Origin of the sequence: Variovorax sp. OV084 (genome assembly GCF_900111625.1) — a bacterium.
Taxonomy (GTDB): Bacteria; Pseudomonadota; Gammaproteobacteria; order Burkholderiales; family Burkholderiaceae_C; genus Variovorax.
In genome coordinates, this window is sequence record NZ_FOII01000002.1 from 629,921 (window position 1) to 656,751 (window position 26,831).

25 protein-coding genes are annotated in these 26,831 nt (G+C 66.2%); 7 read left to right on the top strand and 18 right to left on the bottom strand.

The features are described 5' to 3' along the window. Nucleotides 1-55 precede the first annotated feature (55 nt). Nucleotides 56-736: a c-type cytochrome gene (locus tag BMW87_RS09280; protein WP_093075895.1), complete on the bottom strand. Its 681-nt coding sequence runs from the start codon at nt 734-736 to the stop codon at nt 56-58. Between the two features lie 72 nt (nt 737-808). Between BMW87_RS09280 and yihA the strand changes: the two genes are divergently transcribed. Beyond that, nucleotides 809-1,558, top strand: a complete 750-nt coding sequence (yihA, locus tag BMW87_RS09285) for a ribosome biogenesis GTP-binding protein YihA/YsxC (protein ID WP_093048504.1) — start codon at nt 809-811, stop codon at nt 1,556-1,558. Nucleotides 1,559-1,643: 85 nt separating this feature from the next. Then, nucleotides 1,644-2,558, top strand: a complete 915-nt coding sequence (locus BMW87_RS09290) for an alpha/beta fold hydrolase (RefSeq protein WP_093075896.1) — start codon at nt 1,644-1,646, stop codon at nt 2,556-2,558. Here the strand turns inward: BMW87_RS09290 and BMW87_RS09295 are convergent. Next, a complete protein-coding gene (locus tag BMW87_RS09295; protein WP_093048494.1) occupies nt 2,552-3,436 on the bottom strand; it encodes an LpxL/LpxP family acyltransferase in 885 nt (294 codons plus the stop codon). The two genes, BMW87_RS09290 and BMW87_RS09295, sit on opposite strands and share 7 nt — an antisense overlap. Continuing rightward, nucleotides 3,433-4,323 carry a lysophospholipid acyltransferase family protein gene (locus BMW87_RS09300; RefSeq protein WP_093075898.1) on the bottom strand — a complete coding sequence of 297 codons (891 nt, stop codon included), beginning with the start codon at nt 4,321-4,323 and terminating at the stop codon, nt 3,433-3,435. The genes BMW87_RS09295 and BMW87_RS09300 overlap by 4 nt, the downstream gene beginning before the upstream one ends. A 220-nt stretch (nt 4,324-4,543) precedes the next feature. On the opposite strand from BMW87_RS09300, the gene metK reads away from it, so the two are divergent. Further along, entirely contained in the window at nt 4,544-5,728 is a 1,185-nt protein-coding gene (gene metK / locus BMW87_RS09305) for a methionine adenosyltransferase (RefSeq protein ID WP_093050301.1), read from the top strand. A gap of 21 nt (nt 5,729-5,749) precedes the next feature. Here the strand turns inward: metK and BMW87_RS09310 are convergent, their stop codons facing one another. The 4 genes from BMW87_RS09310 to BMW87_RS09325 form a co-directional block, all read right to left on the bottom strand. Beyond that, nucleotides 5,750-7,888: a TonB-dependent receptor gene (locus BMW87_RS09310; protein ID WP_093075899.1), complete on the bottom strand. Its 2,139-nt coding sequence runs from the start codon at nt 7,886-7,888 to the stop codon at nt 5,750-5,752. 63 nt (nt 7,889-7,951) lie between these two features. Beyond that, nucleotides 7,952-8,149 carry a hypothetical protein gene (locus BMW87_RS09315; RefSeq protein ID WP_093075901.1) on the bottom strand — a complete coding sequence of 66 codons (198 nt, stop codon included), beginning with the start codon at nt 8,147-8,149 and terminating at the stop codon, nt 7,952-7,954. Then, nucleotides 8,146-9,336: a PepSY-associated TM helix domain-containing protein gene (locus BMW87_RS09320; RefSeq protein ID WP_093075903.1), complete on the bottom strand. Its 1,191-nt coding sequence runs from the start codon at nt 9,334-9,336 to the stop codon at nt 8,146-8,148. Before BMW87_RS09320 ends, BMW87_RS09315 begins: the two co-directional genes overlap by 4 nt. Before the next feature lie 30 nt (nt 9,337-9,366). Then, entirely contained in the window at nt 9,367-11,442 is a 2,076-nt protein-coding gene (locus tag BMW87_RS09325) for a TonB-dependent siderophore receptor (RefSeq protein WP_256216706.1), read from the bottom strand. Nucleotides 11,443-11,624: 182 nt separating this feature from the next. On the opposite strand from BMW87_RS09325, the gene BMW87_RS09330 reads away from it, so the two are divergent. Beyond that, nucleotides 11,625-13,226, top strand: coding sequence for a phospholipase D family protein (locus BMW87_RS09330; protein ID WP_093075904.1), 1,602 nt, complete (start codon nt 11,625-11,627; stop codon nt 13,224-13,226). 12 nt (nt 13,227-13,238) lie between these two features. Here the strand turns inward: BMW87_RS09330 and BMW87_RS09335 are convergent, their stop codons facing one another. Both BMW87_RS09335 and BMW87_RS09340 read right to left on the bottom strand, forming a co-directional pair. Next, on the bottom strand, nt 13,239-13,769 hold the full coding sequence (locus BMW87_RS09335) for an RBBP9/YdeN family alpha/beta hydrolase (protein ID WP_093075906.1): 531 nt from the start codon (nt 13,767-13,769) through the stop codon (nt 13,239-13,241). 117 nt (nt 13,770-13,886) lie between these two features. Further along, complete coding sequence (locus tag BMW87_RS09340) at nt 13,887-14,855, bottom strand: zinc-binding alcohol dehydrogenase family protein (RefSeq protein WP_093075907.1); 969 nt, start codon at nt 14,853-14,855, stop codon at nt 13,887-13,889. A 110-nt stretch (nt 14,856-14,965) separates the two neighbouring features. On the opposite strand from BMW87_RS09340, the gene BMW87_RS09345 reads away from it, so the two are divergent. Further along, complete coding sequence (locus tag BMW87_RS09345; protein WP_093075909.1) at nt 14,966-15,634, top strand: response regulator transcription factor; 669 nt, start codon at nt 14,966-14,968, stop codon at nt 15,632-15,634. Next, complete coding sequence (locus BMW87_RS09350; protein ID WP_256216707.1) at nt 15,631-17,034, top strand: sensor histidine kinase; 1,404 nt, start codon at nt 15,631-15,633, stop codon at nt 17,032-17,034. Before BMW87_RS09345 ends, BMW87_RS09350 begins: the two co-directional genes overlap by 4 nt. Here BMW87_RS09350 and BMW87_RS09355 read toward each other — a convergent pair. The 9 genes from BMW87_RS09355 to BMW87_RS09395 form a co-directional block, all read right to left on the bottom strand. Continuing rightward, nucleotides 17,022-17,846, bottom strand: coding sequence for a MipA/OmpV family protein (locus tag BMW87_RS09355; RefSeq protein WP_093075910.1), 825 nt, complete (start codon nt 17,844-17,846; stop codon nt 17,022-17,024). The genes BMW87_RS09350 and BMW87_RS09355 overlap by 13 nt on opposite strands. A 150-nt stretch (nt 17,847-17,996) precedes the next feature. After that, on the bottom strand, nt 17,997-19,424 hold the full coding sequence (hydA, locus tag BMW87_RS09360) for a dihydropyrimidinase (protein ID WP_093075912.1): 1,428 nt from the start codon (nt 19,422-19,424) through the stop codon (nt 17,997-17,999). A gap of 18 nt (nt 19,425-19,442) precedes the next feature. Continuing rightward, nucleotides 19,443-20,123, bottom strand: coding sequence for an amino acid ABC transporter permease (locus BMW87_RS09365; RefSeq protein WP_093048470.1), 681 nt, complete (start codon nt 20,121-20,123; stop codon nt 19,443-19,445). A 22-nt stretch (nt 20,124-20,145) separates the two neighbouring features. Next, nucleotides 20,146-20,982 (bottom strand): ABC transporter substrate-binding protein, encoded by an 837-nt coding sequence (locus BMW87_RS09370; RefSeq protein WP_218132207.1) that lies wholly within the window; start codon nt 20,980-20,982, stop codon nt 20,146-20,148. 64 nt (nt 20,983-21,046) lie between these two features. After that, nucleotides 21,047-21,499 carry a MaoC family dehydratase gene (locus tag BMW87_RS09375; protein WP_218149747.1) on the bottom strand — a complete coding sequence of 151 codons (453 nt, stop codon included), beginning with the start codon at nt 21,497-21,499 and terminating at the stop codon, nt 21,047-21,049. 5 nt (nt 21,500-21,504) lie between these two features. After that, the gene (locus BMW87_RS09380) at nt 21,505-23,106 is read right to left on the bottom strand and encodes an acyl CoA:acetate/3-ketoacid CoA transferase (protein ID WP_093075915.1); all 1,602 of its coding nucleotides are present in this window, start codon (nt 23,104-23,106) and stop codon (nt 21,505-21,507) included. Between the two features lie 10 nt (nt 23,107-23,116). After that, a complete protein-coding gene (locus BMW87_RS09385; RefSeq protein WP_093075916.1) occupies nt 23,117-24,259 on the bottom strand; it encodes an acyl-CoA dehydrogenase family protein in 1,143 nt (380 codons plus the stop codon). Nucleotides 24,260-24,264: 5 nt separating this feature from the next. After that, nucleotides 24,265-24,669 carry a tautomerase family protein gene (locus tag BMW87_RS09390; RefSeq protein WP_093075918.1) on the bottom strand — a complete coding sequence of 135 codons (405 nt, stop codon included), beginning with the start codon at nt 24,667-24,669 and terminating at the stop codon, nt 24,265-24,267. A gap of 17 nt (nt 24,670-24,686) precedes the next feature. Next, nucleotides 24,687-25,697, bottom strand: a complete 1,011-nt coding sequence (locus tag BMW87_RS09395) for a LacI family DNA-binding transcriptional regulator (protein ID WP_093048453.1) — start codon at nt 25,695-25,697, stop codon at nt 24,687-24,689. A gap of 175 nt (nt 25,698-25,872) precedes the next feature. Between BMW87_RS09395 and BMW87_RS09400 the strand changes: the two genes are divergently transcribed. After that, nucleotides 25,873-26,811 (top strand): dihydrodipicolinate synthase family protein, encoded by a 939-nt coding sequence (locus BMW87_RS09400; RefSeq protein WP_177192751.1) that lies wholly within the window; start codon nt 25,873-25,875, stop codon nt 26,809-26,811. Nucleotides 26,812-26,831: the final 20 nt, after the last annotated feature.

Consider the following 26,831-nt stretch of genomic DNA (forward strand, 5'->3'; position numbering starts at 1 on the left):
CCCTTTGTTTGGGGTTGTTGTCGGCGGTTAGTTCACGCTCTGGAGCGCATCGTCATCAGCGCAAGCCGGCGATGTAGTCCGCCACGGCGGCAATTTCGCGGTCGTTGAGCTTGGCAGCGACGCCGGTCATGGGGCCGCTGTTGGTACGCACGGGGGTACCGTCGCCACGGAAGGCCTTGAGCTGGGCCACGGTGTAGTCGGCGTTCTGGCCGCCCAGGCGCGGGTATTGAGCGGGCAAGCCGGCGCCGTTGGGGCTGTGGCAGCCGGCGCAGGCGGGGATGGAGCGCTCACCGATACCACCGCGGTAGATCTTCTCGCCCAAGGCCACGGTGTCCTTGCTCTTCGAGAAGCCGGTCTTGACCTTCTTCGAGGCCACGAACCAGGCGATGTCGCGCATGTCCTGGTCGCTGAGGTTCGCGGCCATGGGACTCATGACGCTGTTCTTGCGCTTGCCGGACTTGAAGTCTTCCAGCTGCTTGAGGATGTATTCGGGATGCTGTTGCGCCAGCTTGGGGTTGGCCGCGATGGTCGAGTTGCCGTCGGCGTTGTGGCACGAGGCGCAGCTCTGCACTGTTGGAGTGCTCGCATTGAACAGCGTGTCCCCCTTGGCGGGGTCCGGCTTGGCCGGTTTTGCAGGCGCCGCGGCCGGAGCAGCCGCGTGTTCATCGGCTGCAAAACTCGCGCTGGATGCGATGCCCACGAGGGCTGCAAGCAGAATATTGGCAAACAACTTCATATCGGGGGCTTCGAATTTATGGCGCAAAACCTCACGATTCTACAATGTGGGTCTTGTTTCGAAAGTCCGTAGATGCCCTCCCCGCGCGCCAAGCCCGCTGCCTATCCTCCCCGCGCGGCCCCCGCCGCGGACCCCCAGGTCGCTGAACGCGAGCGCGTTGCGCTCGGCTGGCTGCACACCGCCCACTTCCTCACCAGCGCCCCCCAGCTGGAGCATCTGCCCCCGGTCGACCTGCCCGAGATCGCCTTCGTCGGCCGCTCCAACGCAGGCAAGTCGACCGCCATCAACACCCTCACGCAGCAGACGCGCCTGGCGTTCGCCTCCAAGACGCCTGGCCGCACCCAGCACATCAACCTGTTCGGCATCGGCAAGCAGAAGGTCGACGACGCGGTGCTGGCCGACCTGCCCGGCTACGGCTATGCGGCCGTTCCGCGCGAAGCCAAGCTGCGCTGGCAGCGCGTGATGGGCAACTACCTGATGACGCGCGAAAGCCTGCGCGGCGTGGTGCTGATGTGCGACCCGCGCCATGGCCTGACCGAGCTCGACGAGATCCTGCTCGACGTGATCCGCCCGCGCGTGGAACAGGGCCTCAAGTTCCTCGTGCTGCTGACCAAGTCCGACAAGCTCACGCGCAGCGAAGCCGCCAAGGTGCTGTCCATTACGCGACTGAACGCCGGCGGCGGCGAGGTGAAACTGTTCTCGGCTTTGAAGAAGCAGGGCGTTGGCGAAGCAGCCGAACTGCTGTGGCGCTGGGTGCATCCGGATGGGGCTGCCGCACCGGCAACGCCATCGGAGCCACCGGCGGAGCCAGAAGAGGCCTGATCACAAAACAGGCTATGCCGACCGTCCCATCTGCGCAGTTCACTATCAAAACAATAGCGACAGTCAACCCAAGGAGACAAGAAGCATGATCGAGACCTTCCAACGCAGCCTGCCCAACGGCACCACCCTGAGTTGCCGCGCCGCCGGCAAGCCGGGCCAGCCGCTGATGGTGTTCCTCCACGGCTTCCCCGAGGCCGCGTTCATCTGGGACGAACTGCTCGACTACTTCGCGGACCCCGCCCACGGCGGCTACCGCTGCGTGGCGCCCAACCTGCGCGGTTTCGAAAAGTCGAGCGCGCCGACGGAAGTGGCCGCCTACAAGGCTCACCTGCTGATTCAGGACATCCAGCAACTCGTCGCGACCGAAAGCGCCGATGGCACCATGGCCGCGCTGGTGGCCCACGACTGGGGCGGCGCCTTCGCCTGGGGCTATGCCAACGCTTTCCCGCAGCAGGTCGGCAAGCTGGTCATCATCAATTCGCCGCACCCGGGCACCTTCACCCGCGAACTGCGCAACAGCCCGGAACAGCAGCAAGCCAGCGCCTACATGAACTTCCTCGCGCGCCCCGACGCCGAGGGGCTGCTCGCGGCCGACGACTTCAAGCGCATGTGGCCCTTCTTCCTGCTGATGAAGGCCGGCCCGGACGGCTTCGGCTGGCTCACCGAAGAAGTGAAGCAGAAGTACCGCGAGGTCTGGGGCGCGGGCCTCACGGGCGCCTGCAATCTCTACCGCGTGACGCCGATGAAGCCGCCGCTGCCGGGCCAGACCATCGACAGCATCCCCGTGCTGCCGCGCGAACGGCTCACGGTGGACGTGCCGACCTTCGTGTTCTGGGCGCTCGACGACGCGGCGCTGCTGCCCGGGCTGCTCGAAGGGCTGGAAGACTATGTGCCGAAGCTCGAAGTGAAAAAGGTGCCGAACGCGACCCACTGGATCGTGCACGAGCAACCACAACTGGTCGCCCGCGAGATCGAAGGCTTCCTGCAGCGCGCTCAGTAAATAGGAGCCTCGCCCTCCGGGCGGGTCTTGAACCGCCGATGCACCCAGTAGTACTGGGCAGGCATCGTGTCGATGTAGCCCTGCAGCCGCGTGTTCATGAGCGTGGTGTCGGCCTCGACGTCGTCGGTCGGAAAGTTCTGCCAGGTCGGCAGGATCTCGATCTCGTAGCCCCCGGGCGTGAGCTTCGACACCACCGGCACCACCTTGGCCTTGCCCAGCCGCGCGAATCGCGACAGCGAGGGCACCGTGGCCGCCTGCACGCCGTAGAACGGCACGAAGATGGTCTGGTCGCGCCCGAAGTCCATGTCGGGCAGCAGGTACAGCAGGCCGCCCTTGCGCAGGCCCTGCAGCACCGGCTTGATGCCGTCCACCCGGTTGAGTGCCGCCACGTCGCCGAAGCGGGTGCGGCCTTCGCGGATCCAGGCGTCGACCATCGGGTCGCGCTGGGTCGTGTAGATGGTGGCCGAGGGGCGCGCCGTGTGCATGGTCAGCGCGGTGGCCGCGGCGTCGAGGCCGTAGAAATGCGGCGCGAACAGGATCATCGGCTCGTCGCCGTCGGCGATCTCGCGGATCTCCGAAGCGGCCCCGACCACCTTGAGCCGGCTCGCCACCACCTTTTCGGGCGCATGCCATAGCCAGCTGCGGTCCAGCCAGGACTGCGCCACGTAGACGAAGGTCTCGCGCGCGATGGCGCGCCGCTCGGCCTCCGATTTCTCGGGGAAGCACACCGCCAGATTGGTATCGACCACGCGCCGCCGCGGCACGGCGACGGTGTGAAGGATGCGGCCGAGAAACGCGCCGAAGCCGCGCACGAGCGGCAACGGCAGCGGCGCAATCACGCGCATGAAGCCGATGCCGAGTCGGGAACCGAGGCTCATGCGGCCTCCCCGGCGGCAGCGGCCACGCGCTCGGCGCGCGGCTCCTTGTAACGGGCGTAGTCCCACACGTACTGGCCCGGCAGGCTGTGGATCAGCCGGCCGATGGCGTCGTTCATGGCGGCCGACGCGTCCTCGATGGAGGCCGACGGATCAGTCAGCGCCGTGCCGACGATGGGTTCGAAGCGGATCACGTAGCCCGCGCCGTTCGGCAGGCGCTCGCACACGCTCAGGAAGCAGGCCGCGCCGGTCTGTTGCGCGAGGCGGGGAAGCAAGGTCATGGTGTAGGCCGGGCGCCCCAGGAACGGCGCCCATACGCCCTGCCCCAACGGCGGCACCTGGTCAGGCAGGATGCCGGTGTAGCCCCCGCCGCGCAGCGTGCGGATCAGGCCGCGCACGCCGCTGTTGTTGGTGGGCAGCGTCTGCAGGCCGGGCCGGTCGCGCGAGCCGGCGGCGATCAGGTCGGCCATCCATTTCTTGCGCGCGGGGCGAAACAGCGCCGTGATCGGCCCGTAGGCCGCGAGAAAGCGCTCGCCGATGGCCTGGCCGCACATCTCCCAGCTGCCGAGATGCGGCGCCACCAGGATCACGCCCTTTTTGGCCTGCATGGCCGCCTCGAAGGCCTCGACGCCCTCCCAGCGCACCACACGGTGCAGCACGGTCTGGCCCTGAGGGCGCAGCCAGAGCCAGGGCAGCTCGGAAGCCATCTTGCCGGCGGCGGCAATGGCGGGACGGTACTGGTCGGGGGCGAAGCCCGCGCTCTCGGCGTTGGCCTTGAAGCGGCGGCGGTAGTCCGGCGCGCTCCACCAGACCAGCCAGCCCAGCATGGCGCCGAGTCGATGCATCAACGGCATCGGCACGCGGGCAAGCAGGCGGAACAGGGTGATCATTGAAAACGGGAGGGAGGGGGTCAAAAAACGGACGCGCGCGCATGGTATTGCGCGGCTCGAATAGAATGCAAATTGTCGCCGAGTTACGGAACAACTTGCAGGGCGACAAACACAAGCGCGAAGCGATTGTGCCCCCGCCGATTCATCGGCATCTGCTAAAGCGTTCGCCATGGCTCCGCAGAGTTGGCAACGCGCCAACCACTTCAAGGAGTTTGAACAAATGGCGAACGATTTCCTCTTCACTTCCGAATCGGTTTCCGAAGGCCACCCCGACAAGGTAGCCGACCAGATCTCGGATGCCATCCTGGACGCGATCTTCGAGCAGGACCCCCGCAGCCGCGTGGCCGCCGAGACGCTGACCAACACCGGCCTGGTCGTGCTAGCTGGCGAAATCACGACCAACGCGCACGTCGACTACATCCAGGTGGCGCGCGACACCATCAAGCGCATCGGCTACGACAACACCGAGTACGGCATCGACTACAAGGGTTGCGCCGTGATGGTCTGCTACGACAAGCAGTCCAACGACATCGCCCAGGGCGTGGACCATGCCAGCGACGACCACCTGAACACCGGCGCCGGCGACCAGGGCCTGATGTTCGGCTACGCCTGCGACGAAACGCCCGAGCTGATGCCCGCGCCCATCTACTACGCGCACCGCCTCGTCGAGCGCCAGGCCCAGTTGCGCAAGGACGGCCGCCTGCCCTTCCTGCGCCCCGACGCCAAGAGCCAGGTCACGATGCGCTACGTGGACGGCAAGCCGCACAGCATCGACACCGTGGTGCTCTCCACCCAGCACAGCCCCGACCAGAGCGAAACCTCGACCAAGATGAAGGCCTCGTTCAACGAAGCCATCATCGAGGAGATCATCAAGCCGGTGCTGCCCAAGGAGTGGCTCAAGGACACGCGCTACCTGATCAACCCGACCGGCCGCTTCGTCATCGGCGGCCCGCAGGGCGACTGCGGCCTCACCGGCCGCAAGATCATCGTCGACACCTACGGCGGCGCCTGCCCGCACGGCGGCGGTGCGTTCTCCGGCAAGGACCCGTCGAAGGTCGACCGCTCGGCTGCCTATGCCGCGCGCTACGTGGCCAAGAACATCGTGGCCGCCGGCCTGGCGCGCCAGTGCCAGATCCAGGTGGCGTACGCCATCGGCGTGGCCCAGCCGATGAACATCACGGTCTACACCGAAGGCACCGGTGTGATCCCCGACGACAAGATCGCCGAACTCGTGCGCGAGCACTTCGACCTGCGTCCGAAGGGCATCATCCAGATGCTCGACCTGCTGCGCCCGATCTACCAGAAGACCGCCGCCTACGGCCACTTCGGCCGTGAAGAGCCCGAGTTCACCTGGGAAGCGACGACGCAGGCGCCCGCACTGCGCGCAGCTGCCGGCCTCAAGTAAGAAGCAAGAAACGGCGGTGGGTCAGAAGCGGTAAGCGCCGCTCAAACCCACCGTCCAGTTACGGCCCGGCGCAGGCTCGTAATAGCGCGCATTGCCCTCGTTGACGATGACCGAGCCCACGTAGCGCCGGTCGAACAGGTTGTCGACACGCGCGAAGGCGTTGAACTCCCAACGCTCCCATTTCTTCAGATAGCCCGCATACATCGCCGCGACGGCATAGCCCGGCGCGCTCGCGGTGTTGACGTCGTTGGCCTGCATTCGGCCCAGCGCACGCATCTCGACACCGGCACGCCAGCCCTCGGGCGGCACCCACCCCAGCGATGCAAACAGCGACTGCCGTGCAATGCCCGGAATGCGATTGCCCGCGGCCACGGTGTTCGCAGCCGCGCACGGAGACGGTGAACAGAAGACATCGCGATACGTCGCGTCCAGCCATGTGTAGGCCAGCTGCGTGCGCCAGTGATTCGCAGTCTCGTGCTGCCAACCCAGCTCGAAGCCGTTGCGCCTGGTGCGGCCCGCGTTCTGGAAGGTCGCGCGGCCGCCGACGTTGGTGTCCGTGACGATCTCGTCGCGCGTGCGGGTCTGGAACAGCGCCGCCGTCAGCAGGCCGCCCGCAAGCCGCGCCTTGGCCCCGACCTCGATGCTGTCGTTCACCGACGGCCGCAGCGCGAAGTTGAGCCCGCTCGCGCCGTTCGCCCGATAGGAGAGTTCGTTCAGCGTCGGCGTCTCGAAGCCGCGACCGATGGAGCCGTACAGCGCGAGGTCCTGCGTCGCCTGGTAGCGCAGCGAGGCCACGGGCAAGGTCTTGCTGTAGCGCGCGCTGCCACTGTCGTCGCGGTTCGCGCCCACGATGTAGCGGTCCTGCGAGTTGAAATGCACGCTGCTGCGACGCACGCCTGCTTCGAGCGTCCAGCGGTCGGTAAAGCGCCAGGTAGCTTGCGCGTAAGGATCGAGGTTCCAGGCTTCGTTGAGCTCGTTGCGCCTGAGCCGCCCCTGCACGCCGAGCACCGGCGCTGAAACCGGCCCGAGGTAGTTCTCATAGCCACGCCGCTTTTCGCGCAGGCTGTCGTAGGCCAGGCCCGCCACCACGTCGAGTGGCCGGTCGGCCAGCGTAAGCGCGGCGTTCCAGCGCAAGTCAACGCCGCCGTACTGCCGCGACAGGTCGATCACGCCGCCCGCGTGCAGCGGGCTCTGCTGCGCAGATGGCGGGATCGACTGGAACTGCGTGGTCTTGCGCTCGCCGCCATAGACCATGAGGCGCAGCCCCTGCTGCGCGTTGATGCGGTGCTCGTAGAGCAGACCGGCCTGCGTCTGCTCGACCGTCTTGCGGGTGTCGTACTGCGTGGCCAGCGGGGCGTTGCGCGGTGCCAGGGCGTACTGGTCGGCCGTGAGGCCCAGCGGGTCCTGTGCGTCGATGCGCACGCTGTTGAAGATCAGCGTCAGCTTGTCGCCGTTGTCCAGCGCGATGCCGAGCTTGCCGTTGGCGATGTCGCGCCGCGCCGCGCTGTGCTCGCGCCAGCCGTCGGTGTGGAAGCGACTCGCGTCGAGCAGATAGTCCACCGCCCCCTGCGATCCGCTCAGTTGCAGCGACTGCCGCCAGGTGCCGAAGCTGCCACCCGCGAGCGAGTACGCCAACCGCGGCGCGCCCTCGCCCGAAGCGGTGAATGCCTGCACCACGCCACCCGACGAGTTGCCATACAGCGCCGAGAACGGCCCGCGCAGCACTTCGACCCGGTCCAGCGAGCCGATGTCGATGTTCGAAGTCTGCCCCTGGCCATCGGGCAAGGTCGCGGGAATGCCATCGACATACAGCCGCACGCCACGCACGCCGAAGGTCGAGCGCGCGCCGAAGCCGCGGATGGACAGCTGCAGGTCCTGCGCGTAGTTCAGCCGGTTCTGCACCTGCAGCCCCGGCACCGCTCCGAGGCTTTCGGAGAGATTGACCTGCAGGCGGCTGTCGCGCATCTCGTCGCCATCGACACGGTCTACCGAGCCTGGCACGTTGAAAGGCGCGACTTCGCCGCGTGGCGTGGAGACAGTGATCTCGCGCAGACGCACGCCGCTGGTGTCAGGATCGGCCGATGGCTCCTGCTGGGCCTGCGCGGCCAGCGGAACACCCAGCAAGAGAAGGCAGGCGGCGGCAACGGGCGCAGGTTTCATCGCGCCGATTCTGCTTCGGCACACCAGCTACGCGTGTCGCGGTGGCGCGACTCTCAGGGAAAACTAGCGCTCCGGCGCCTTGTGCCAGCCATACCAGGCGCCCACCGCGCACGGAATGCCCAGTGCGATCCAGGCCAGGATGTCCCCCAGCCCGCCATCGCTGAAGAGTGCCGAGATCAGCCCGAAGGTGGTCAGCAGGCCGAGCACGATCGGCCAGCCCCACATGCGCCAGAAGCTTTGATGGTGTTGATGCGGCTTCATGCCTGAACCTTCATCGCCGGAGCCGGCTCGCCCTGCGGGGCGGCAGGCACATGCTGCTCATGCGCAGCCGTCTTCTTGCTGGACGCAGGCACGGGGTTGCCCCGCTTGAGCCAGAGATACAGCCCGCTGCCCAGCACGATGATGGTCGCTATGTCGAGCAGCGCCCAGATGATCTGCATCGGCATGCCGCCGTAGTCGCCGAAGTGCAGCGGCTGCGACACCAGCAGCGCCCAGAGGTACCAGGGCAGCTTCGGCGACGCGGTCACCTGCGCCGTCTTGGCGTCGACCAGCACCGGCTGGAAGAGCTTCGAAGTGAAGGGCTCGTTGCCGCGCAGGAAGAAGGTGGTGTGATGCGGGCTCGAGAACGACGTACCCGGGAACGCGATGAACGACAGCTTCGTGCCGGGCGCCTTCTGCATCGCGGCGTCCATCGAGCGCTGCACCGAGCCGCGTTCGTTCACCGCCACGATGGGCTCGTTCTTGTAAGGAGTGAGAAGTGCGCTGAGCTGGTCGTACTGCCAGTACTTGATGAGCAGGTCGGCCCACGTGTTGATCATGCCGGTGGCGCCCACCACGAACACCCACACCAGCGTGACGATGCCCAGCAGGTTGTGCAGGTCGAGCCACTTCAGGCGCGGCCGCTTCTCGCGCCGCACCGTGCCGAAGTCGAGCTTGCGCATGAAGGGCGAATACAGCACCACGCCCGAGACGACGGCCACCAGCAGCAGCAGGCCCATGAAGCCGAGGAACAGCTTGCCCGGCAGCCCGGCAAAGAGGTCGACGTGCAGCTTGAACATCACGTACATGAAGCCTTCGTCGAACTTGGGCTGCGCGAGCACCTCGCCCGTGCGCGCATCGACCGCGACCGACTTGAAGTCGTCCGTGGCTTCCGGCGTGGGCGTGAGCGTGACGAACCACAGGCCGTCGTCGTCCTCGGGCTGCGAGGCGAACTGCACCACGCGGTCGGGGTGCTTCGCCTTCGCGATGTCGAGCACGCGATCGAGGCTGATGTGCGGCGTGCCCGCCGGCATCTTCGGCGCCTCGACCTCGGTGCCGAGCAGGTGGCCGATCTCGTGGTGGAAGATCAGCGGCAGCCCCGTGATGCACAGCAGCAGCATGAACACCGTGCACACGAGGCTGCTCCACTTGTGCACCCAGGCCCAGGTCTTGATCTTTCGGCTGTTCATGTCGTGGTGGCTCTGATGGAGAAAGGGATTCTAGAAACGGTAGGTGGCGCTGGCGACGATGTTGCGGCGCGAGCCGTACCAGCAGTCACCACGCGACAGGCAGGTGCTGAAGTAGACCTTGTCCGTCACGTTGTTGATGTTGAGCGCATAGCGCCAGGCGGCGGTCTCGTAGGCGAACACGAGATCGGCCAGCGCAACGCCCGGTATGCGCGGACCCACGCCCGACTGCATGTCGCGGAACGAACTCATCATGCGCAGCCCGGCACCGGCCGAGAAGCCGCTCACGCCGCCGACCGAGAACTTGTACTTGGCCCAGACGCTCGCCTGGTGCTTGGGCAGACCCTCGATCAGCGCATCGGCGTCTGTGTAGTTGTAGTGGGCAATGAGGTCGAGGTTCGGGCCGATCGAGCCCTTGGCCTCCAGCTCCACGCCGCGGGTCTTGGTTTCGCCGAGCTGCGTGAACACCTTGGGCTGCGGCTCGCTGATCTGGTTCTTCTCGCGCAGGTCGTACACCGCGGCGCTGAAGGCCAGGGCGCGGTCCTTGGGCTCGTATTTCACGCCCACTTCCCATTGCTCGCCGCGCAGCGGACTGAAGATGCGGCCTTCGCGCGCAGCCTGCGGCGTGAACGACTCGCTGTAGCTCAGGTACGGCGACCAGCCGGAGGGCGAGGCGTACATCAGGCCGAAGCGTTTGGTGGTGGCGCTGCTTTTCTCGTCGTTGCTGCCGGCGGCGCTGGACACGGCCCTGTCGTGCCGCAGGCCCGCCACCAGGATCCAGTTGTCGAGCTTGATCTGGTCCTGCAGATAGACGCCCGTCTGGCGCTGGCGGGTGCGCGGCCGCGCGTCGCGCACGGGCTCGTCAAGATGGCCGTAGACCGGCGCATAGACGTCGATGGTGTCGAAAGTCGTTCCGACCCAGACGTTCTCGCGCTGGCGTGCGAAGTCCGCGCCCACGAGCAGCGTGTGCTTCAGGGCGCCGGTCTGGAAGTGGCCCTCGACGTGGTTGTCGAGCGTCTGCGTGCGGTTGCGCGTGAGCGAGCTGTCGTAGTAGCGGCCCAGCACGCGCTTGAAGATCGGGTCGGTGGCATCCCAGCTTTCGGCCCCCGCGAACGCGCCGCCGTAGTGGTAGCGGTTGTCGTTTTCGTTGCGCGCGTAGCGGAAGTTCTGGCGCAGCGTCCAGCTGTCGTTGAACTTGTGCTCGAACTGCCAGCCGAAGGTCTTGCGCTCGCTGTCGTAGTAGTCGCCCGGTTCGCCGATGAAGCGGCTGCTTGGAAGACGTCCGTTCGGGTTCGGCAACAAGGTGCCCTCCCAGGGCAGGAACTGCGAGCTGCTGCCGCTCTTGTCCTTCTGCCAGAGGCCTTGCAGCGTCAGCGAGGTCATGGCGTTGGGCCGCCAGGTCAGCGAAGGCGCGATCACGCTGCGGTCGTCGGGCACGTAGTCGACCTGCGTATCGGACTTGCGTTGCAGCGCGATCAGGCGGTACGACAGGGAACCGTCAGCATTCAGCGGGCCGGTGAGGTCGGCTTGGATCTGCTTGCGGCCGAAGCTGCCGAACTGCACGCCCACTTCGCGCTGGGCCTCCTGCAGCGGGCGCTTGCTCACCATGTTGACCACGCCCGCAGCCGTGCCCGCGCCGAACAGCATGCCCGAGGGGCCGCGCAGCACTTCGAGCCGCTCCAGCGTGTAGGGCTCGGTGCGGGTGGTGCTGGTGTAGTAGCCGTAGGCCTGGCGCAGGCCGTCGAGGTAGACGTCGGGGGTGGAGCCTCGCACCCGCACGGAGTCGGTTCGCGAATCGAGGCCGTAGGCGTCGGAGCGCACGCCGGCCGCGTAGTTGAGCGCGTCCTGCACGTTGATCGCGCCCTGGTCGACCATCTGGTCGCGCGTGATCACGGTCACGGACTGAGGCGTTTCCGACAGCGGCGTATCGGTCTTGGTGGCGGTGACCGCATTTTTCGCGCGGTAGCCGATCACCGGCGTGGTCGCCGTCTCGGCTTCAGCATTCGCGTCGACCCGCACTTCGGGCAGCGAGCCCGCATTCGTCGTCTGGGCCAGCACCTGGTGCTGTGTGGAAATCGCCAGGCACCCCATCAGCACCAACCTCTTCATTCCTGCTCCACTCCTCGAAATTTTGATTAATACGAACGATTCGCATTTTAGTCGTGACAAATTTCCGCTTCCTCCAATCACCGCCCTGAGTGAAGGGCGTTGCGTTGCGAAATTGCGTCTTCGGGTTAGGGGTGAACCGGCTACCATGCCGCCCGCACGCTTCCCGTGCGTTGGCAGCCCTCATGCTCAAGCTCATTGCCTTTCTGTTTCCCGCGCTGCGCGGTCCGGCTTTGCGGCTGATGGTCCTTGCGACTGCCATTGCGCTGACCGGCTGCGCCGGCCTCCCGCCGCGCACGCCCGAACCGCCGACGCTGGCCATTGCGGCCTCGCCCGCCACCGAGCTCGGCCGCGCGGCCGTCAGCCTCAATTCCCCGCCCGATGGCCTGACCAGCATGCGGCCGCTGATCGAAGCCTCCTTCGCGCTCGATGCACGGCTGGAGCTGATGCGGCGCGCCAAGTCGTCGCTCGACATCCAGACCTACCAGCTCGGCAACGACAAGACCGGTCGCCTGCTGCTGCGCGAAATGCGCAATGCCGCCCGGCGCGGCGTGCGCGTGCGGCTGCTGCTCGACGACTTCTACACGGCCGGCATGGACCGCCTGCTGCTGGGCCTGGCCGCCGAGCCCAATGCCGAGATCCGGCTGTTCAACCCCTTCGTGAACGCGCGCGACCATTCGTCGGGGCGCTGGCTGGAGTTCTTCTCCGACTTCAAGCGGCTCAACCACCGCATGCACAACAAGCTGTTCGTGGCCGACGGCGCCATGGCCATCGCGGGCGGCCGCAACCTGGCCGACGAATACTTCCTGCGCAGCGAGAGCGCGAACTTCATCGATTTCGAGGTGCTGCTGGCCGGCCCGGTGGTCCCCGAGTCCGCCGCCATCTTCGACACCTACTGGAACAGCGACGTGGTCTACCCCCTGCAAAGGGTGGCCAGCACCAGCCGAACGCCTCAGGAGTTGAAAACCGACTTCGAGGAAGCGACCTCCCCCACCCACGCACCGCCGCCCGACCCGCTGGCCGCCACCGACCTGCTCGGCGACCCGCCACTGGCCGCCCAGCTCGCCAACATCGACGAGGCCAAGTGGATGCGCGCCGAGGCCCATGCCTCCGCCGACAGCCCCAACAAGGCACTGGGCGTCATGGCGCATCCCACGGAGTCGCTGGCGCAGCGCTTTCACGAAATGCTGGCCACGGCCCAGTCGAACGTGGTGGTGATCTCGCCCTACTTCATTCCGGGCGACGAGGGCATGGAGCGCATCCGCATGGGCCGCGACCACGGCGTGAACATCACCGTCATCACCAACTCGCTGGCCGACAGCGACGAGCCACTGGTCAACATCAACTACAACCGCTACCGCGTCGACATGCTCAAGCTGGGCGTGAACCTGTACGAGGTCAGCACCCAGCAGCTGCGGCGCAGCGGCCAGTTCCGCGACCTGCTCAAGAAGGCGCGCGGCCGCCTGCACGCCAAACTGGCACTGGTCGACCGGCAGTGGGTGCTGCTCGGCTCGATGAACCTCGACCCGCGCTCCGCCCGACTGAACACCGAGTTCGGCGTGCGCGTGCGCAGCTTCGACCTGACGCAGGCGCTGCTCTTCGCCTACCAGCTCGACGACATCGAGGGCGTCTACCGCGTCACGCTCAAGCCCGATGGCCAGAACGTGCAATGGGTCGGCACCGGCGACGTCGACAACGAGGTGCTCGACAGCGAGCCGGACTCGAGCATGCTGACACGGCTGCAGCTGCTGCTGTTCTCGTGGTTCGTGCCCACGGACCAGCTGTAGGCAGCACCCGGTTCAGAGCAAGCGCTGCAGCAGGCGGTAGCCCTCGGGCCAGTCGCCGAGGCCGCTGGCAGCGTTGATGTGCCCAAGCGCCCCCACCTCGACTAACTCACTGCCCCAGGCGCGTGCGCGCTCGCTCGCGTAAGCCGTGCTGCCATAGGGATCGTCATTGCTGGCGACCACGATGCTCGGAAACGGCAGCCGGGCGGGCGGTAGTGGCTCGAACCCCAGCGACGTTTCCGCCGGATAGGCAGCGGCCTGAGGGTCGGGCACTGCGACGAGCAATGCGCCTCGAATCCGGGGCGTGCACCGCATCGCCCAATGCACCACGGCCAGGCAACCCAGGCTGTGCGCCACGACCACAAGATCGCGGCCCAACCCGCCAGCCTGCTGCTCCAGCGCCGAGACCCAGTCGTCGCAAACCGCCCGATCCCAGTCATCGACCTGCAACCGGAGCCATTCCGGTCGAGTCGACTGCCAGATGCTCTGCCAATGCGCAGGGCCTGAATTGCCGTGCCCAGGCACGACAAAGACTGGATTTTTCATTCGCGGTTCTCCCGTTGAGCGATGCGCTTCAGTCTATGAAGCGCGACACCTCAGCCGGAAGAGCAAGGCATTCGAAGGCGCAGCCGAAAACCTTCAAGTCATCGGCAATGCGGTCTGCTACACGACCACCACCAGCTTGCCGGCCGCACTGTTGCTCTCCATCTTCGTGTGAGCTTCGACGATCTCGTCGAAGCCGTACACATGGTCGATGGGCACGCTCAGCTTGCCCGCGCTCACGCCGTCGAGAAAGTCCTGAAGCACCGAGGCAGGCAGGTCGGAGGCATCGCCGGAGTACGCGCAAAGCCGCACAAGGTTCTTCAGATAGCCGATCGGATAGAAGTCCTTGACCAGCCACTCGTTCGACAGCATTCCGGTGAAGCAGACGACGCCCCTGGGCCGAACCGCCCGCAAGGTGTCGGGCAGCGCAGGCGTGCCGACCAACTCCAGTGCGAGATCCACGCCACCCGGCAGGATCTTCCGGACCTGCGAAGCCACATCGCCGTCATCGACGATCACGTGGTCGACCCCGGCAGCCGTGAGCACATCCCGCTTTGCAGCGTTGCGCGTTGTCGAGAAGACCACGAGGCCGCGCTGCCTGGCCAGAATGGCAGTCGCCAGGCCAACCGACGAAGTCCCGCCCCGCACCAGGATCGATTGGCCAGGTTGCGCATCGAGCGCGCTGACCAGCGAGCCATAGGCCGTCTGCAGCATCTCGGGCACGGCGCCGAGTGTGCTCCAGGGAAGCGTGCTCCTGAACGGAATCACTTGGCTGGCCGGCACGCAGGTGTACTCGGCATAGCCGCCGTCGTAGGTGCGTCCCATGTTCCCCATCACCGCAACCACTTGCTGGTCGACCGCGAACTCGCCTCCAGGGCATTCGGCGACCTGCCCGCAGGCTTCGATGCCGAGCACCCGGGGAAATGTCACGCCTTCCGCCAGCCCCAGCCGCGTATGAAGCTCTGATCGATTGAGCCCGAACGCGCGGACCTTGATGAGCACCTGCCCCTTGAGCGGCGTCGGTATGGGCAGCTCGCGATAGTGCAGCGCTTCGGGCGGCCCGGGCGCATCCAGCACGATGGCTCGCATGGTTCTACTCGCAACTTCGTTCATGGCCTTCTCGCACATCTTAAAAAGTCATTAATGATCCTGGCGCATCATCCGGGCTGTTTCGTTCGGCCACAAGAAATTCCGCTCTCATGCACCTGCTCCTCGTAGAAGACGACGACATGCTGGGTGAAGCCGTGTGCGATGGCGCGCGCCAGAGCGGCTGGTCCATCGACCGTGTCGGCAATGCATCAGCCGCCCGGATCGCCCTGATCGACCATGCCTATGCAGCCGTGCTGCTGGACCTGGGCCTGCCAGGCGGAGAGTCGGGGCTGACGGTGCTGCGGTCGATGCGAAGCCGCTACGACCCGACACCGGTCCTGATTCTCACGGCGCGAGATCAGTTGAGCGAGCGCATCCACGGCCTCGACGCGGGCGCCGACGACTACCTCGTCAAGCCCTTCCAGTTCGACGAACTGTGGGCACGTGTGCGTTCGGTCATTCGCCGCAGCCAGGGTCGCGTGATACCCGTTTTTTCCCGTGGCGACGTCACGGTCGACCGCAGTCGCCGCGTGGTCACCAAGGCCGGCGTCGATGTGCCGTTGAGCGCGCACGAGTACCGCACCCTGCTCGCCTTGCTGGAACGCCCCGGCCACGTCGTCACGCGCGATCAACTGCAGGATGTGGTCTACGGAACGGCCAGCGTCGTCGAGAGCAACACCATTGCCGTGTTCATCCACCAGTTGCGCCGCAAGCTCGGCGACGACCTGATCCGCACCGTTCACGGCCATGGCTATGTCGTCGGCCAGCCTCCGCCGTGAAGTCGAAGTCGCTCTATGCGCGAATGATCCTGATGCTCGGGGCGACCATCGTCCTGGGCTGGATCGTGGCGTTCGCGGTGCTTTTCGCGTATCTCGCGCACAACAAGGCCAGCATCTGGGACGACAAGCTCAAGGTCATTGCCACTCGCATCCTGCTGACAATTCCGGCCGACAAGGACATGGTTGTGACGGGGCCAGGGCTGCAACTGCGGGACCCCGCGCTGGCAGAGAGCGAGCAACTCGTCTTCCAAGTCTGGATCGATCGCAAGCGGTTGTCCGTGCGTACGCCCGGAGCTCCCGAATCGCCGCTGCGGCCAGGCTTCGAGGATGGCATCACCACCACGGTGATCGAGGGAAGACGATGGCGTGTCTATTCGGTCTCGGATTCCAAAGGCCGGATCTATGTACAGGTCGGCAACCTCCACAGCGTGGTGGACGCCGAAATGCAGCACCAGGCCCTGACCGGGCTGGTACTCAGCACCATCCTGTTGCTGATCGTGGGCGCGCTGATGTGGCTGGTGGTACGCAGCTCGCTCAAGCCAGTGGTGGCGCTGGAAGCTGCCATGCGAAGCCGGCGCAGGTTCGACCTCACGCCGCTGTCCTCGGCCGCGCTGCCGCGCGAGCTGCATCCGCTGGTCGCGTCGTTCAATCGTCTGCTGGAGCAGCTTTCCGAATCGATCGAGGGCGAGCGTCGCTTCATCGGCGATGCCGCCCACGAGCTGCGCACGCCCCTGGCTGCGCTGCAGGCGCAGGCCCAGATCGCGCTGCGCGCGAACACCGCCGCCGACAAGGACGTGGCACTGACCAAGCTGCTTCGGGTCGCACAGAGCAGCTCGCGGTTGTCCGAACAGTTGCTCGACCTGGCACGACTGAATGCGAGTGCCAATGCTCCGCAGCACATGCGGGCAGACCTGAGCGATCTCATCCTGCACGTGACCCGCGATTTCGACACCCATGCCCTGCAGCAGGAGCGCTCGATCCTGCTCGATATTCACAAATGCACCATCCACTGCAACATCGACGAGATGGGCATCCTGCTGCGCAACCTGATCGACAACGCGCTGCGCTACACGCCCAAGGGCGGGCGCGTTCGGGTCAGCTGCGGCCATGAGCCGGCCGTCGGACAGGAAGAGACGCACAGAGTCTATCTCGAAGTGGCAGACGACGGTCCCGGCGTGCCGCTGTCGGAACGCAAGGCGATCTTCGAGCGCTTCCATCGGGCTGCCGGCACTTCCACGCGCGGCAGCGGCATCGGCCTGTCGCTGGTGGCTGGAATCGCCCAGCTGCATCATGCGACCATCGAAACCGGGGATGGACTGGAGGGGCGCGGCTTTGCCATCCAGGTGATGTTCCCGGCGGCGGCAGCGCCGCCCCCGTCGACCTCTTCTCAGAACCTGTAGACGTACCCGAGGCGCACGCCGGTCTGGTTCGACCGGCTGACCAAAGGGCTGTTCTTGATGCCGCTGCCGAAGCTGGTCGCGCTCATGTCCAGGAAAACTGTCTGCTTCGGCGCCACGGCGTAGTCCACGCGCAGGCCCACTTCGATGTTGGCGGTAGCCTTGCCGGCATATTCGGGCCGGTCGGATCGGGCCTCGGCCGCCGTCACGCCGTAGTAGTAGTCGACGTACTTGCGGTCGACCCAATGCGCGGCCAGGCGCGGCGTGAAGCCGAAGGCACCTGAAGAAAAGCGCCGGTCGATCTGCACCTTGAACCGCGTTCCCTTGCTGTTGCCTGACCCGTCGGCCAGCAGTTCGGCCGACAGGTTGGCAATGTCGTTGCGCCAGATGGCTGCCCCGCCCAGCCACAGGCTGCCCTTGCGCTTTTCCATGCCGCCGAAATAGGGCGAATCGTCGGCCTCATAGCCATCGCCCGCGTAGCGCGCACGCAACCGCAAAGAGACGGGCCCCACGGACGTCAGCTTCAAATCGGCACTCGGGAACGCAACGCTGACCCACTTGTTCTCGTAGGTGAGCATGGGGATGGCCAGGCCCTTGTTGTCGAAGTCGCGATAGGGCTTGCGCTCCATGCCAGCGGCAATGCCGATGCCCCATTGCGAACCCGCTTCGGAGAGCTGGTCTTGTGCAACTTGCGCCCATGCCGACGAAACGCATGCCGCAGAGGCGACGCCCGCAGCGATGGTTCTGAAAGGTATGCGCGCGCGGCTGTTCTTTTCTCGGCTCGAAAGACAGTTTGACTTCAGGTGGTTCAGCATGGAGGCTCCAGTACGAATGGTCGGCGACAGACACCATGTCGTCGCCTTCTGGAGCCGATGCTGAAGGGATGGCTTTAATAAGTTTTTAGCTGTTTTAAGATTTGATTAACCGGTTCGCAATGTCATCGACTGGTGGCCTCCGGCGTTCTCTCAACGACGCCTGGGCATCAACGTCGGCACACCGCAGGCCAGCAGTTCGCCGCGCCCCTGGTGCGAATGAAAGCTGCTGCCGTCCCACACCACCTCGCCGCGGCTCAGCGTCACGCCCGGCCAGGCCTTGAGCCGCATGCCTTCGTAGGGCGTGTAGTCGACCTCATGGTGCAGCTGCTCGTTCTTCAGCACGAAGTCGCGTTCGTCCCAGATCACGATGTCTGCATCGGAACCCACCGCGATCGTTCCCTTGCGCGGATGCAGACCGTAGGCCTTGGCCGGGCCCGTGGCCGTGAGCTCGACAAAACGGTTGGCCGTCATCCGGCCCGAGAGCACGCCTTCGGACCACAGCAGCGGCATGCGCGTCTCGATGCCGGGAATGCCGTTGGGAATGTGGCGGAATGCGACCTCTTCGCCACCGGGCTTCTTGCCCTCCGGTGCGTCGTACTTGAACGGTGCATGGTCCGACGAGAAGACGGTGAAGAGCCCGTCGTTGAGTCCGTCCCAGATCACCTGCTGGTTGGCCTTGTCACGCGGCGGTGGGCTGCACACGCACTTCGCGCCCTTGTAGCTGTCGTCGATGCCCAGGTCTTCAGCGGTGAGGAACAGGTACTGCGGGCAGGTCTCGGCGAACACGTTCAGGCCATGCGCACGCGCCCAGCGGATCTGCTCGACGGCCTCGCGGCCCGACACGTGCACGATCAGGATCGGCACATCGACCAGTTCGGCCAGCGCAATGGCGCGGTGCGTCGCCTCGCGCTCCACCAGCATCGGCCGCGCATGCGCGTGAAAGCGCGGCGCGGTGCGGCCTGCGGCCTCGAGCCGCTTGGTCAGCCACTCGATGCAGTCGGAGTTCTCGGCATGCAGCATTGCCATTGCGCCGTGTTCGCGCGCCACCGCCAGCACGTCGAGGATCTGGCCGTCGTCGAGCTTCATGTCGTCGTAGGTCATGTAGATCTTGAAAGACGTGAAGCCTTCCTTGATCAGTGCCGGCAGCTCTTCCTTCAGCACCGTGGGCGTCGGGTCGCTCACGATCAGGTGGAAGGCGTAGTCGACGTGGGCCTTGCCCGCCGCGCGGGCGCGATAGTCCTCGACCGCCGCGCGCAGCGACTGGCCCTTCTGCTGCGCGGCGAACGGAATCACGGTCGTCGTGCCTCCGCAAGCCGCCGAACGCGTGCCGGTGTCGAAGTCGTCGGCGTTGCGCGTGGGCGGCGGCATCGGCTGGTCGAGATGGCAGTGGGCGTCCACGCCGCCCGGTGTCACGGTGCGGCCGGCCGCATCGATCTCGCGCGCGGCGGGGCCGAGCTTCGCCCCGAGCTGCACGATGCGCCCTTCGCTGATGCCGATGTCGCAATCGAAGGTGTCTGAAGCGGTAACGACGCGCGCATTGCGCACGACAAGGTCGAAGTCGGAGGTTGAAGTGGACATGGTTCAGATGAATCCGGTTCAGGCCGCGCCACGCGCAGCCGCATAGCCCCTGCCGTAGTGGCGCTCCAGCCGCACCTGCACACGGTCCCAAAGCGTGGTCAGCACCAGGTAGAAGCAGGCCGCGACGCAATAGAGTTCGAGCACTTCGAATTTTTCCTGCATGAGCACCTGGGCGCGGCGCATCAGCTCTTCCATCGAGATCACCGACGCCAGCGAGGTTGCCTTGAGCAGCCCGTTCACCGAGTTTCCCAGCGGCGGAATGATCACCCGCAAAACCTGCGGCAGGGTCACCAGCCGCAAGGTCGCGAAGCGCGAAAGGCTCAACGCCTTGGCCGCTTCGATTTGCCCCTTCGCGATGGCGGAGAAGCCGCCGCGAATGGTCTCCGACAGGTACGCCGCTTCGTTCAGGCTCAGCGCCAGCACCGCGGAGGTCAACACGTCGAAGCGAAGGCCCAGCTGCGGCAGCCCGGTGTAGATGATGACGATCTGCACCAGCAGCGGCGTGCCGCGAAACACCCAGATGTAGAAGCGCGCCGGCGCCGACAACAATCGATGCGAAGACATGCTGCCCAGCGCCAGTGGCAGCGCCAGGGCCAGGCCGATCACGATGGTCGCGATGGTCAGTCCGATCGTGATGCCCACGCCCCCGAGGAGGAACGGGTTGACGAAGTAGGACAGGAAGGCATCGAAATTGAACACGGCCGGCCCCTCTTCAACCTGCTTACTTCGGCGACGGGCCGGGGCCGCGGATCGCGAACTTCGTGGTGTCCTTCAGGCGCGTCATGCGGAACTTGTCGAACAGCTTGTCGTAGGTGCCGTCGGCCTTCAGGTCGGTCAGGGCTTGCGCAACGGCTTCGGCAACCGCGCGGTCGCGGAACGACAGCGTGATGTCGGTGCCGTAGAGGCCGCTCGCGCGGATCTTGACGATGCCGCGCTCCTCGAAGGCAATGGCCGTCTCGTCGATGTTGATGCCCGCTTCCAGCTGGCCGGCGCGCAGCGCGGCCGTGGTTTCGGAGGCCGTTGCAAAGGTGCGGAAGTCGATAGGCGCCATGCCCTTGGCGACCATGGCTGCGTTCGATTCGCGCGACTTGCGCTCGGCGTACGTACCGGTCTCGATGCCGACGACGTGCCCCGAGAGGTCTTCGAACTTGGTCAGCGCGAGCTTGCTGTTCGGCACGGTGTAGATGCTCATCGATTGCTGGCCGTACGGCACCTGGAACATTAGCTTGGAGCGCTCCTCGGTCCAGAACAGGCCGGTGTTGATCACGTCGAAGCGGCCGGCCTGCAGCGCAGGCACCATCGGCGGCATATCCATGCGCACGAAGACCGGTTCGAGGCACAGTTGCTTTGCGACAGCGCGGCCGAGCTCGATGTTGAGCCCCTGCAACTCGCCCTTGCTGTCGACGAACTGCTGCGGCGGCAGTGTCGGGTTGGTGGACATCTGGAGCTTGCCGGGCGCGGTCAGGTGTTCGGCGGAGACTTTGGGTGTGCAGGTCTGGGCAAGGACCGAGCCGCTCAGCACGAGGCCGACGATGAAACCCAGGGATAGTTTGATCATGTGCATGAGATGCTTTCGTTGAAGACAGGGAAGGAAAGAAAGAGAAGAACTCGGGCAATCAAAGTCAGGCCGCCTGGGTCGCTTGTCGACATGCAACCAGCGCCACGTGCACGGCTTCGATCACGGGCTCCGCGCGCTGGTTGACGAGCTGCAGGCTCTCGGTCACCACGCCGCGGCCACCGCGCGACGAAAGACGTTTGTCGGTGAAGCGGAACACCACGTGCACCGCATCCCCTGCAACAACAGGTCGCAAGAACCGGACCTGATCCCATCCGAGCGAAGCGATGGAACTGTTCTCGTAAATCTTCAAAGCGGTCTTCAGCCCCTCCATCAGCGAGAGACCGAACAGCCCGTGCGCAATGACGCCCGGAAAGCCGCGCGACTGCGCGTAGTCCGCATCGGTATGCAATGGATGGTGGTCGTGTGTGAGATCGCAGAAGCGGCCGATGTCATCGGCACTCACGACGTGGCTTTCGCTGCGCAGTTCTGCGCCGATCACCACGTCTTCGAAATACACATCACTCATGCCCGCTCTCCTTGCGCCGCGTTGCCAGCGTGGCGTGGTGCCTTCGCAATGAACTCGTCGTGCACGCCCATGGGGCCGTTGCGGAAGATGCGTGCGTCCATGGTGCGCAGTTGCTCGCTGACGCGCACCTCGAAGCCGATCTTCTCGAGCACGTCTTCCTTCAGTCGCACGCCTGGCGCAATCTCGGTGAGCACGAGCCCGTCGGCTTCGAGTTCGAACACGGCGCGGTCGGTCACGAAGCTCACTTGCTGGCCTCGCTCTCGCGCGAGCCGCCCCGAGAAGCTGATCTGATCGACCGCCGGGACGAACTTCTTGAATGCACCGTCGCGGCGGATCTTGAGTTCGCCGTCGGCCACGCCGATGTCGAAGTCGCCCCCGGTGAGCGAACCGTTGAACACCAGGCGCTGCGTGTTCTGCGTGATGTTGATGAAGCCGCCCGCGCCGTCGTAGCGCTTGCCGAAGCGCGTGACGTTGACGTTGCCTTGCGGATCGACCTGCGCGAACGAAAGAAACGCGCAGCTCAGGCCGCCACCGTCGTAGAAGTCGAACTGGTACGACTGATCGAGGATCGCGCGCGGGTTGACCGAAGTGCCGAACTCGCGCGCATGACCGGGCACGCCGCCAACCACGCCCGACTCGACCGTGAGCGTGATCAGGTCGGCAATGCCCTCTTCCGAGGCCACGTTGGGAATCATCGCGGAGATGCCCACGCCGAGGTTCACCACGTCGCGCGGGCGCAGCTCGAAGGCCGCGCGCCTTGCCACCACGCGGCGCACGTCGAGCGGGTCTGGCGCGATGCTCGAGGCGGGCACCACGATCTCGCCGCAGCGCGCCGGGTCGTAGCGCGTGGTGTAGGTCTGCATCTGCTCGGGCTCGACCACGAAGTGATCGATCAGGAAGCCCGGAATCTTCACCATGTGCGGATGCAGCGTGCCGCGCTTGACGATGCGCTTGACCTGGCAGATGACGATGCCACCGGCGTTGTGCACGGCCTGCGCCATCGAGAGGTCTTCGCGCGCGGTGGCTTCGTGCTCCATGCTCACGTAGCCGTCTTCGTCGGCCGAGGTGCCGCGGATGAGCGCCACGTTCGGCACGCCGGGCGCGCGGTAGAACAGCCAGTCGCGGTCAGCCACGTGCACCAGTTCGACCAGCGCCTCGGTGGTGCGCGCGTTCATGCGGCCGCCGTCCTGGCGCGGGTCCATGTAGGTTTCGAGGCCCACGTGCGTGAGCACGCCGGGCTGGCGGCCCGCCATCGCGCGGCACAGGTGCGTCATGACACCCTGCGGGAAGTTGTAGGCCTCCACGTCCTGCGCGAGGATCATCTTCATGAACGGCAGCTGCATGCCGAAGTTGCCGCCGATCACGCGGCGCACCAGGCCCGGGTGCGCGAAATGGCACATGCCCTTTTCGGTGAGCGCGCCCACGCCGGTAACGTGGAACAGCGTGAGGTCGTGCGGGCCGTCGCCGGCAGTGAAGCGCCGCTCGATGGCTTCGAACACGGCTTCGGGCACGCCCGAACCACCGTTGCCGCCAGCCAGCACCATGTCGCCATCGCGCAGCAGCGCGGCGGCGGCGTCGGGGGTGATGCAGTCGATCATGGCTGCGTCCTCAAGCCAGTTCTTTCACGACCTGGCGCGAGATGATCAGGCGCTGGATCTGGTTGGTGCCTTCGTAGATCTGCGCCAGGCGCACGTCGCGGAAGATGCGCTCGATGCGGTAGTCGCGCGAGTAGCCGTTGCCACCGTGGATCTGCAGCGCGTTCGACACGTGGCGCATCGCCATGTCGGTGGTGAAGAGCTTGGCCTGCGCGCCTTCCTTGGCGATGGAGTGGCCGGCGTCCTGCAGCCGCGCGCCGTGATGGATCAGCAGGCGCGCCGCGGCGATGTCGGTCGCCATGTCGGCCACCATGAACTGGATGGCCTGGAAGTTCATGATCGGCTCGCCGAACTGCTTGCGCGTGGTGGCGTAGGCCACGGCGTCTTCCATCGCGGCCTGCGCCATGCCGAGCGCCATGGACGACATCAGCAGGCGGCTGAAGTTGAAGTTGCCCATGGCCGTCTTGAAAGCCTGGTTCTCGGCGCCGATCAGCGCCGTCCTGGGCACGTGCACGTCCTGCAGCACGATCTGGCAGTCTTCCAGGCCGTGCATGCCGAGCAGTTCCTCGTTCTTGCCGCGGCTCACGCCGGCCTGGTGCGCATCGACCATGAAGCAGCTGATCGACTTGTGGCCGGCCTCCTTGCCGGTGCGCGCGAACACCATGATGCGATCGGCCACGCCGCCGAGCGTGACCCAGGCCTTGGTGCCGTTGAGTACCCAGCCGTCTTCCACGGCGCGCGCGGTGGTGGTGATGCTCGCCACGTCCGAGCCGAAGTCGGGCTCCGACATGGCGGTGGCCATGACGACGGAGCCGTCGAGGATGCCGGGGATCAGCGCCTTCTGGCTCTCGTTGCCGTGGTGGTGCAGGAACAGCGCCGCCTCGACGGGAATCGCGAACGCGTTGCCGATGGCACCCGAGCAGCGCGCCAGCTCTTCCATCACGAGGCAGGTGCTGACGGTGTCGAAGCCCGAGCCGCCGGCCACTTCGGGCAGGCTCACGCCGAACAGCCCGAGTTCGGCCATGCCGCGATACAGCACCCGGTCGAACTTGTCTTCACGGTCGATGGCCGCGGCACGCGGCAGCACTTCGCCCTCGGCGAAACGGCGCGCGGTGTCGCGCAGCGAGATCTGGTCTTCGGTGAGGAAATGGGTCATGGTCTTCAGGCGGTGTGATCGGGTTGCTGCTCGGCTTCGTCGCTGGCCAGGTGGCCGTCGTGCGCGACTTCGTCTTGTTCGCGGTCGAGGAAATAGACGGCCACGTTGTGGCTGCCGGTGGCGAAGCAGGTAGCCAGCGCGGGCGTGATGGCGGCGGCCAAGGCGCGACGCTGGGCCGGCGTGCGGCGGTAGGCGTGCACCTTGACGAACACGCGCGTGCCCTCTCCCCCGCCGTCGTGGCCCAGTTGGCCCTCGTGGGCATAGTCGTGGGGCGCGATGGGCATGAAGTACAGGGTCACGGTCGAGGGCTCGACGCCGAACGATGTGACGACGCCGTCGGTCAGCGCGCGGCTGGCGGTGCGCTTGCGGGTTTCGGGGGCGCTCGGCGCCAGGATTTCGAGATAGGGCATGTCAGGGAGAGGTTGTTTCAGTGCGCTTCGACGGCGCGGCAGGAGGCGCGCTGTATCAGCCGCGAGCCGACGCGGTATTCGCGGCCGCTGTTGGCCACGCCGGAGAGGCGCTGCACCAGCCGGTCGACCGCGAGGTTGGCCATCTCAAAGGCGCCGCTGTCCACCACGCTGATGGCGGGGCGCTGCCACTCGAACCAGGGCGAGTCTTCGTAGAACAGCAGCGAGAGGTCGTCGGGAATCAGCAGTCCGCGCTCCGACACCACGCGCAGCACGCCGAGCGATGACTCGTGGTTGGCCACGAAGAGCGCCGAGGGCGGCGTGGGCATCGACAGCAGCGCGTTGGCAGCCACCACGCCTGTTTCGGGCGCATAGCGGCCGGCCTGGATCAGCGCCGGATCGATGGGCAGGCCCGCTTCCTGCATGGCCCGCTTGTAGCCCGCGAGGCGTTCCTTGCCGGAGGTGGTGTCGCTCATGCCCACGATCAGGCCGATGCGCCGGTGACCGAGGTCGAGCAGGTGCTTGGTGCCGGCATAGGCGCCGTCGAGGTCGCCCGCGAGCACCGATTCGAGCGTGGCGCCCTCGACGCGGCGCACCGCGCAGATCACCGGGATGTCGGCGTGCTCCATGGCCAGCAGCTGGGCGCCGTTGGCACCGTTGGGCACGGCGATCAGGCCGTCGACGCTATGGTCGACCAGGGTCTTGAAGATGTCGCGTTCCTGCTCGGGGTCGTCGGCGCTGATGCTCAGGATGACCTGGTAGCCGAGCGCCTGCATGCGCGTCTGCACCACCGAGGCGAGCACTTGGAACGAGGCGTTCTCCAGGTTGTGCACGGTGAGGCCGATGAGCCGCGAGCGCTTGGTTTTCAGCGCCCGGGCGAAGGTGTTGGTGCGGTAGCCGAGGGCGGCGGCGACCTGGATCACGTGCCGCTGCGTCGCATGGTTAGTGAGGCTGGAGCCGGCCAGCGCACGGGAAGCCGTGGCAATGGAAACGTCGGCGGCACGGGCCACGTCGCGCAGCGTTACCGCCATGGCCTGGCCTCGTGAGAGCAGTTTCTTGTAAACGTTTGCATATTTTTATCGTAGATTTTCATAAGGCCTGTAGTCAAGAAGAAAACTGCAAGCCATGCAGGCTGGTCGGGATTATTGCAATCGTTTCCAATTTTCTTGCATACTGCCGGCTTCAGCGACCCAACCCAGGATGGCCATGCACATTTCCGGAGTCGGCGGCATCTGGCCCGCCACGCTCACCCCCTTCACCCCGGACGGCCGCGTCGACGACGACGCGCTGGCCGCCCATGTGCGCGACGTGGCCGGCACGCCCGGCGTGCGCGCGGTGGTGGTCAACGGGCATGCGGGCGAGGCGACTTCGCTTGATCGCGCGGAGCGCGCCCAGGTGGTGAGCGTTGCGGTGGCCGCGGCCGGCGGCGTGCCCGTGGTGGCCGGCGTGGTGGCCGACGACACCCGCTACGCCTGCGCGCTGGCGCAGGATGCGGCGCAGGCCGGAGCCTCGGCCCTGTTGCTGTTTCCGCCCGCGGTGTTCGCGCAGGGCGCGGGCGCGCGGCCCGACATGGCCCGTCGCTTCGTGAGCAAGGTGGCCGGTGCGAGCAGCCTGCCCATCGTGCTGTTCCAGCTGTCGCGCGCCTCGGGCCTCGCGTTCTCCACCGAGACGTTGGCGCAGCTTTGCCTGGACGTGCCTGCCATCGTGGCGGTGAAGGAAGGCAGCGACGTTCCCGAGCTCTACGAAGACAACCTCCGGGCCCTGCGCGCGCTGCCTCGCCCGGTCACGCTGCTGAGCAGCAGCAACAGCTGGCTGCTCGCTTCACTGGCCTATGGCGCCGACGGCATCCTGTCGGGCCTGGGCAGCGTGGCAGCCCCGCTGCTGGTGGCGCTGCACGAAGCCGTCGCACGCGGCGACCTGGCTGCCGCACGTGCGGTCAACGATCGGCTGGTGCCGCTGTGCCGGGCCTTCTATCGCGCGCCATACCTCGACGCCCACAACCGCATGAAGACTGCGCTGCATCTTCTCGGCCGGCTGCCCCATCCGGACCCACGCCCGCCGCTGCTGCCCGTGCCGGCCGACGACACGGCGCGCATCCGCGCAGCACTGGTGGCCTCGGGCCTGCTGCCTTCCTCCACCCATTGACCTACTGAACAACCTGTCCC

What these genes read in the sequence shown, in the direction of transcription:
- metK (WP_093050301.1), top strand. Translation starts at nt 4,544, where the DNA reads ATGGCGAACGATTTCCTCTTCACTTCCGAATCGGTTTCCGAAGGCCAC.
- hydA (WP_093075912.1), bottom strand. Translation starts at nt 19,424, where the DNA reads ATGTCCACTTCAACCTCCGACTTCGACCTTGTCGTGCGCAATGCGCGC.
- BMW87_RS09390 (WP_093075918.1), bottom strand. Translation starts at nt 24,669, where the DNA reads ATGCCCTATCTCGAAATCCTGGCGCCGAGCGCCCCCGAAACCCGCAAG.
- BMW87_RS09295 (WP_093048494.1), bottom strand. Translation starts at nt 3,436, where the DNA reads ATGAGCCTCGGTTCCCGACTCGGCATCGGCTTCATGCGCGTGATTGCG.
- BMW87_RS09385 (WP_093075916.1), bottom strand. Translation starts at nt 24,259, where the DNA reads ATGACCCATTTCCTCACCGAAGACCAGATCTCGCTGCGCGACACCGCG.
- BMW87_RS09395 (WP_093048453.1), bottom strand. Translation starts at nt 25,697, where the DNA reads ATGGCGGTAACGCTGCGCGACGTGGCCCGTGCCGCCGACGTTTCCATT.
- yihA (WP_093048504.1), top strand. Translation starts at nt 809, where the DNA reads ATGCCCTCCCCGCGCGCCAAGCCCGCTGCCTATCCTCCCCGCGCGGCC.
- BMW87_RS09340 (WP_093075907.1), bottom strand. Translation starts at nt 14,855, where the DNA reads ATGCGAGCCATCGTGCTGGATGCGCCCGGGCCGCCCGAAGCGCTGCAC.
- BMW87_RS09315 (WP_093075901.1), bottom strand. Translation starts at nt 8,149, where the DNA reads ATGAAGCCGCATCAACACCATCAAAGCTTCTGGCGCATGTGGGGCTGG.
- BMW87_RS09355 (WP_093075910.1), bottom strand. Translation starts at nt 17,846, where the DNA reads ATGCTGAACCACCTGAAGTCAAACTGTCTTTCGAGCCGAGAAAAGAAC.
- BMW87_RS09380 (WP_093075915.1), bottom strand. Translation starts at nt 23,106, where the DNA reads ATGATCGACTGCATCACCCCCGACGCCGCCGCCGCGCTGCTGCGCGAT.
- BMW87_RS09300 (WP_093075898.1), bottom strand. Translation starts at nt 4,323, where the DNA reads ATGATCACCCTGTTCCGCCTGCTTGCCCGCGTGCCGATGCCGTTGATG.
- BMW87_RS09320 (WP_093075903.1), bottom strand. Translation starts at nt 9,336, where the DNA reads ATGAACAGCCGAAAGATCAAGACCTGGGCCTGGGTGCACAAGTGGAGC.
- BMW87_RS09280 (WP_093075895.1), bottom strand. Translation starts at nt 736, where the DNA reads ATGAAGTTGTTTGCCAATATTCTGCTTGCAGCCCTCGTGGGCATCGCA.
- BMW87_RS09335 (WP_093075906.1), bottom strand. Translation starts at nt 13,769, where the DNA reads ATGAAAAATCCAGTCTTTGTCGTGCCTGGGCACGGCAATTCAGGCCCT.
- BMW87_RS09370 (WP_218132207.1), bottom strand. Translation starts at nt 20,982, where the DNA reads ATGATCAAACTATCCCTGGGTTTCATCGTCGGCCTCGTGCTGAGCGGC.
- BMW87_RS09400 (WP_177192751.1), top strand. Translation starts at nt 25,873, where the DNA reads ATGCACATTTCCGGAGTCGGCGGCATCTGGCCCGCCACGCTCACCCCC.
- BMW87_RS09330 (WP_093075904.1), top strand. Translation starts at nt 11,625, where the DNA reads ATGCTCAAGCTCATTGCCTTTCTGTTTCCCGCGCTGCGCGGTCCGGCT.
- BMW87_RS09345 (WP_093075909.1), top strand. Translation starts at nt 14,966, where the DNA reads ATGCACCTGCTCCTCGTAGAAGACGACGACATGCTGGGTGAAGCCGTG.
- BMW87_RS09325 (WP_256216706.1), bottom strand. Translation starts at nt 11,442, where the DNA reads ATGAAGAGGTTGGTGCTGATGGGGTGCCTGGCGATTTCCACACAGCAC.
- BMW87_RS09310 (WP_093075899.1), bottom strand. Translation starts at nt 7,888, where the DNA reads ATGAAACCTGCGCCCGTTGCCGCCGCCTGCCTTCTCTTGCTGGGTGTT.
- BMW87_RS09290 (WP_093075896.1), top strand. Translation starts at nt 1,644, where the DNA reads ATGATCGAGACCTTCCAACGCAGCCTGCCCAACGGCACCACCCTGAGT.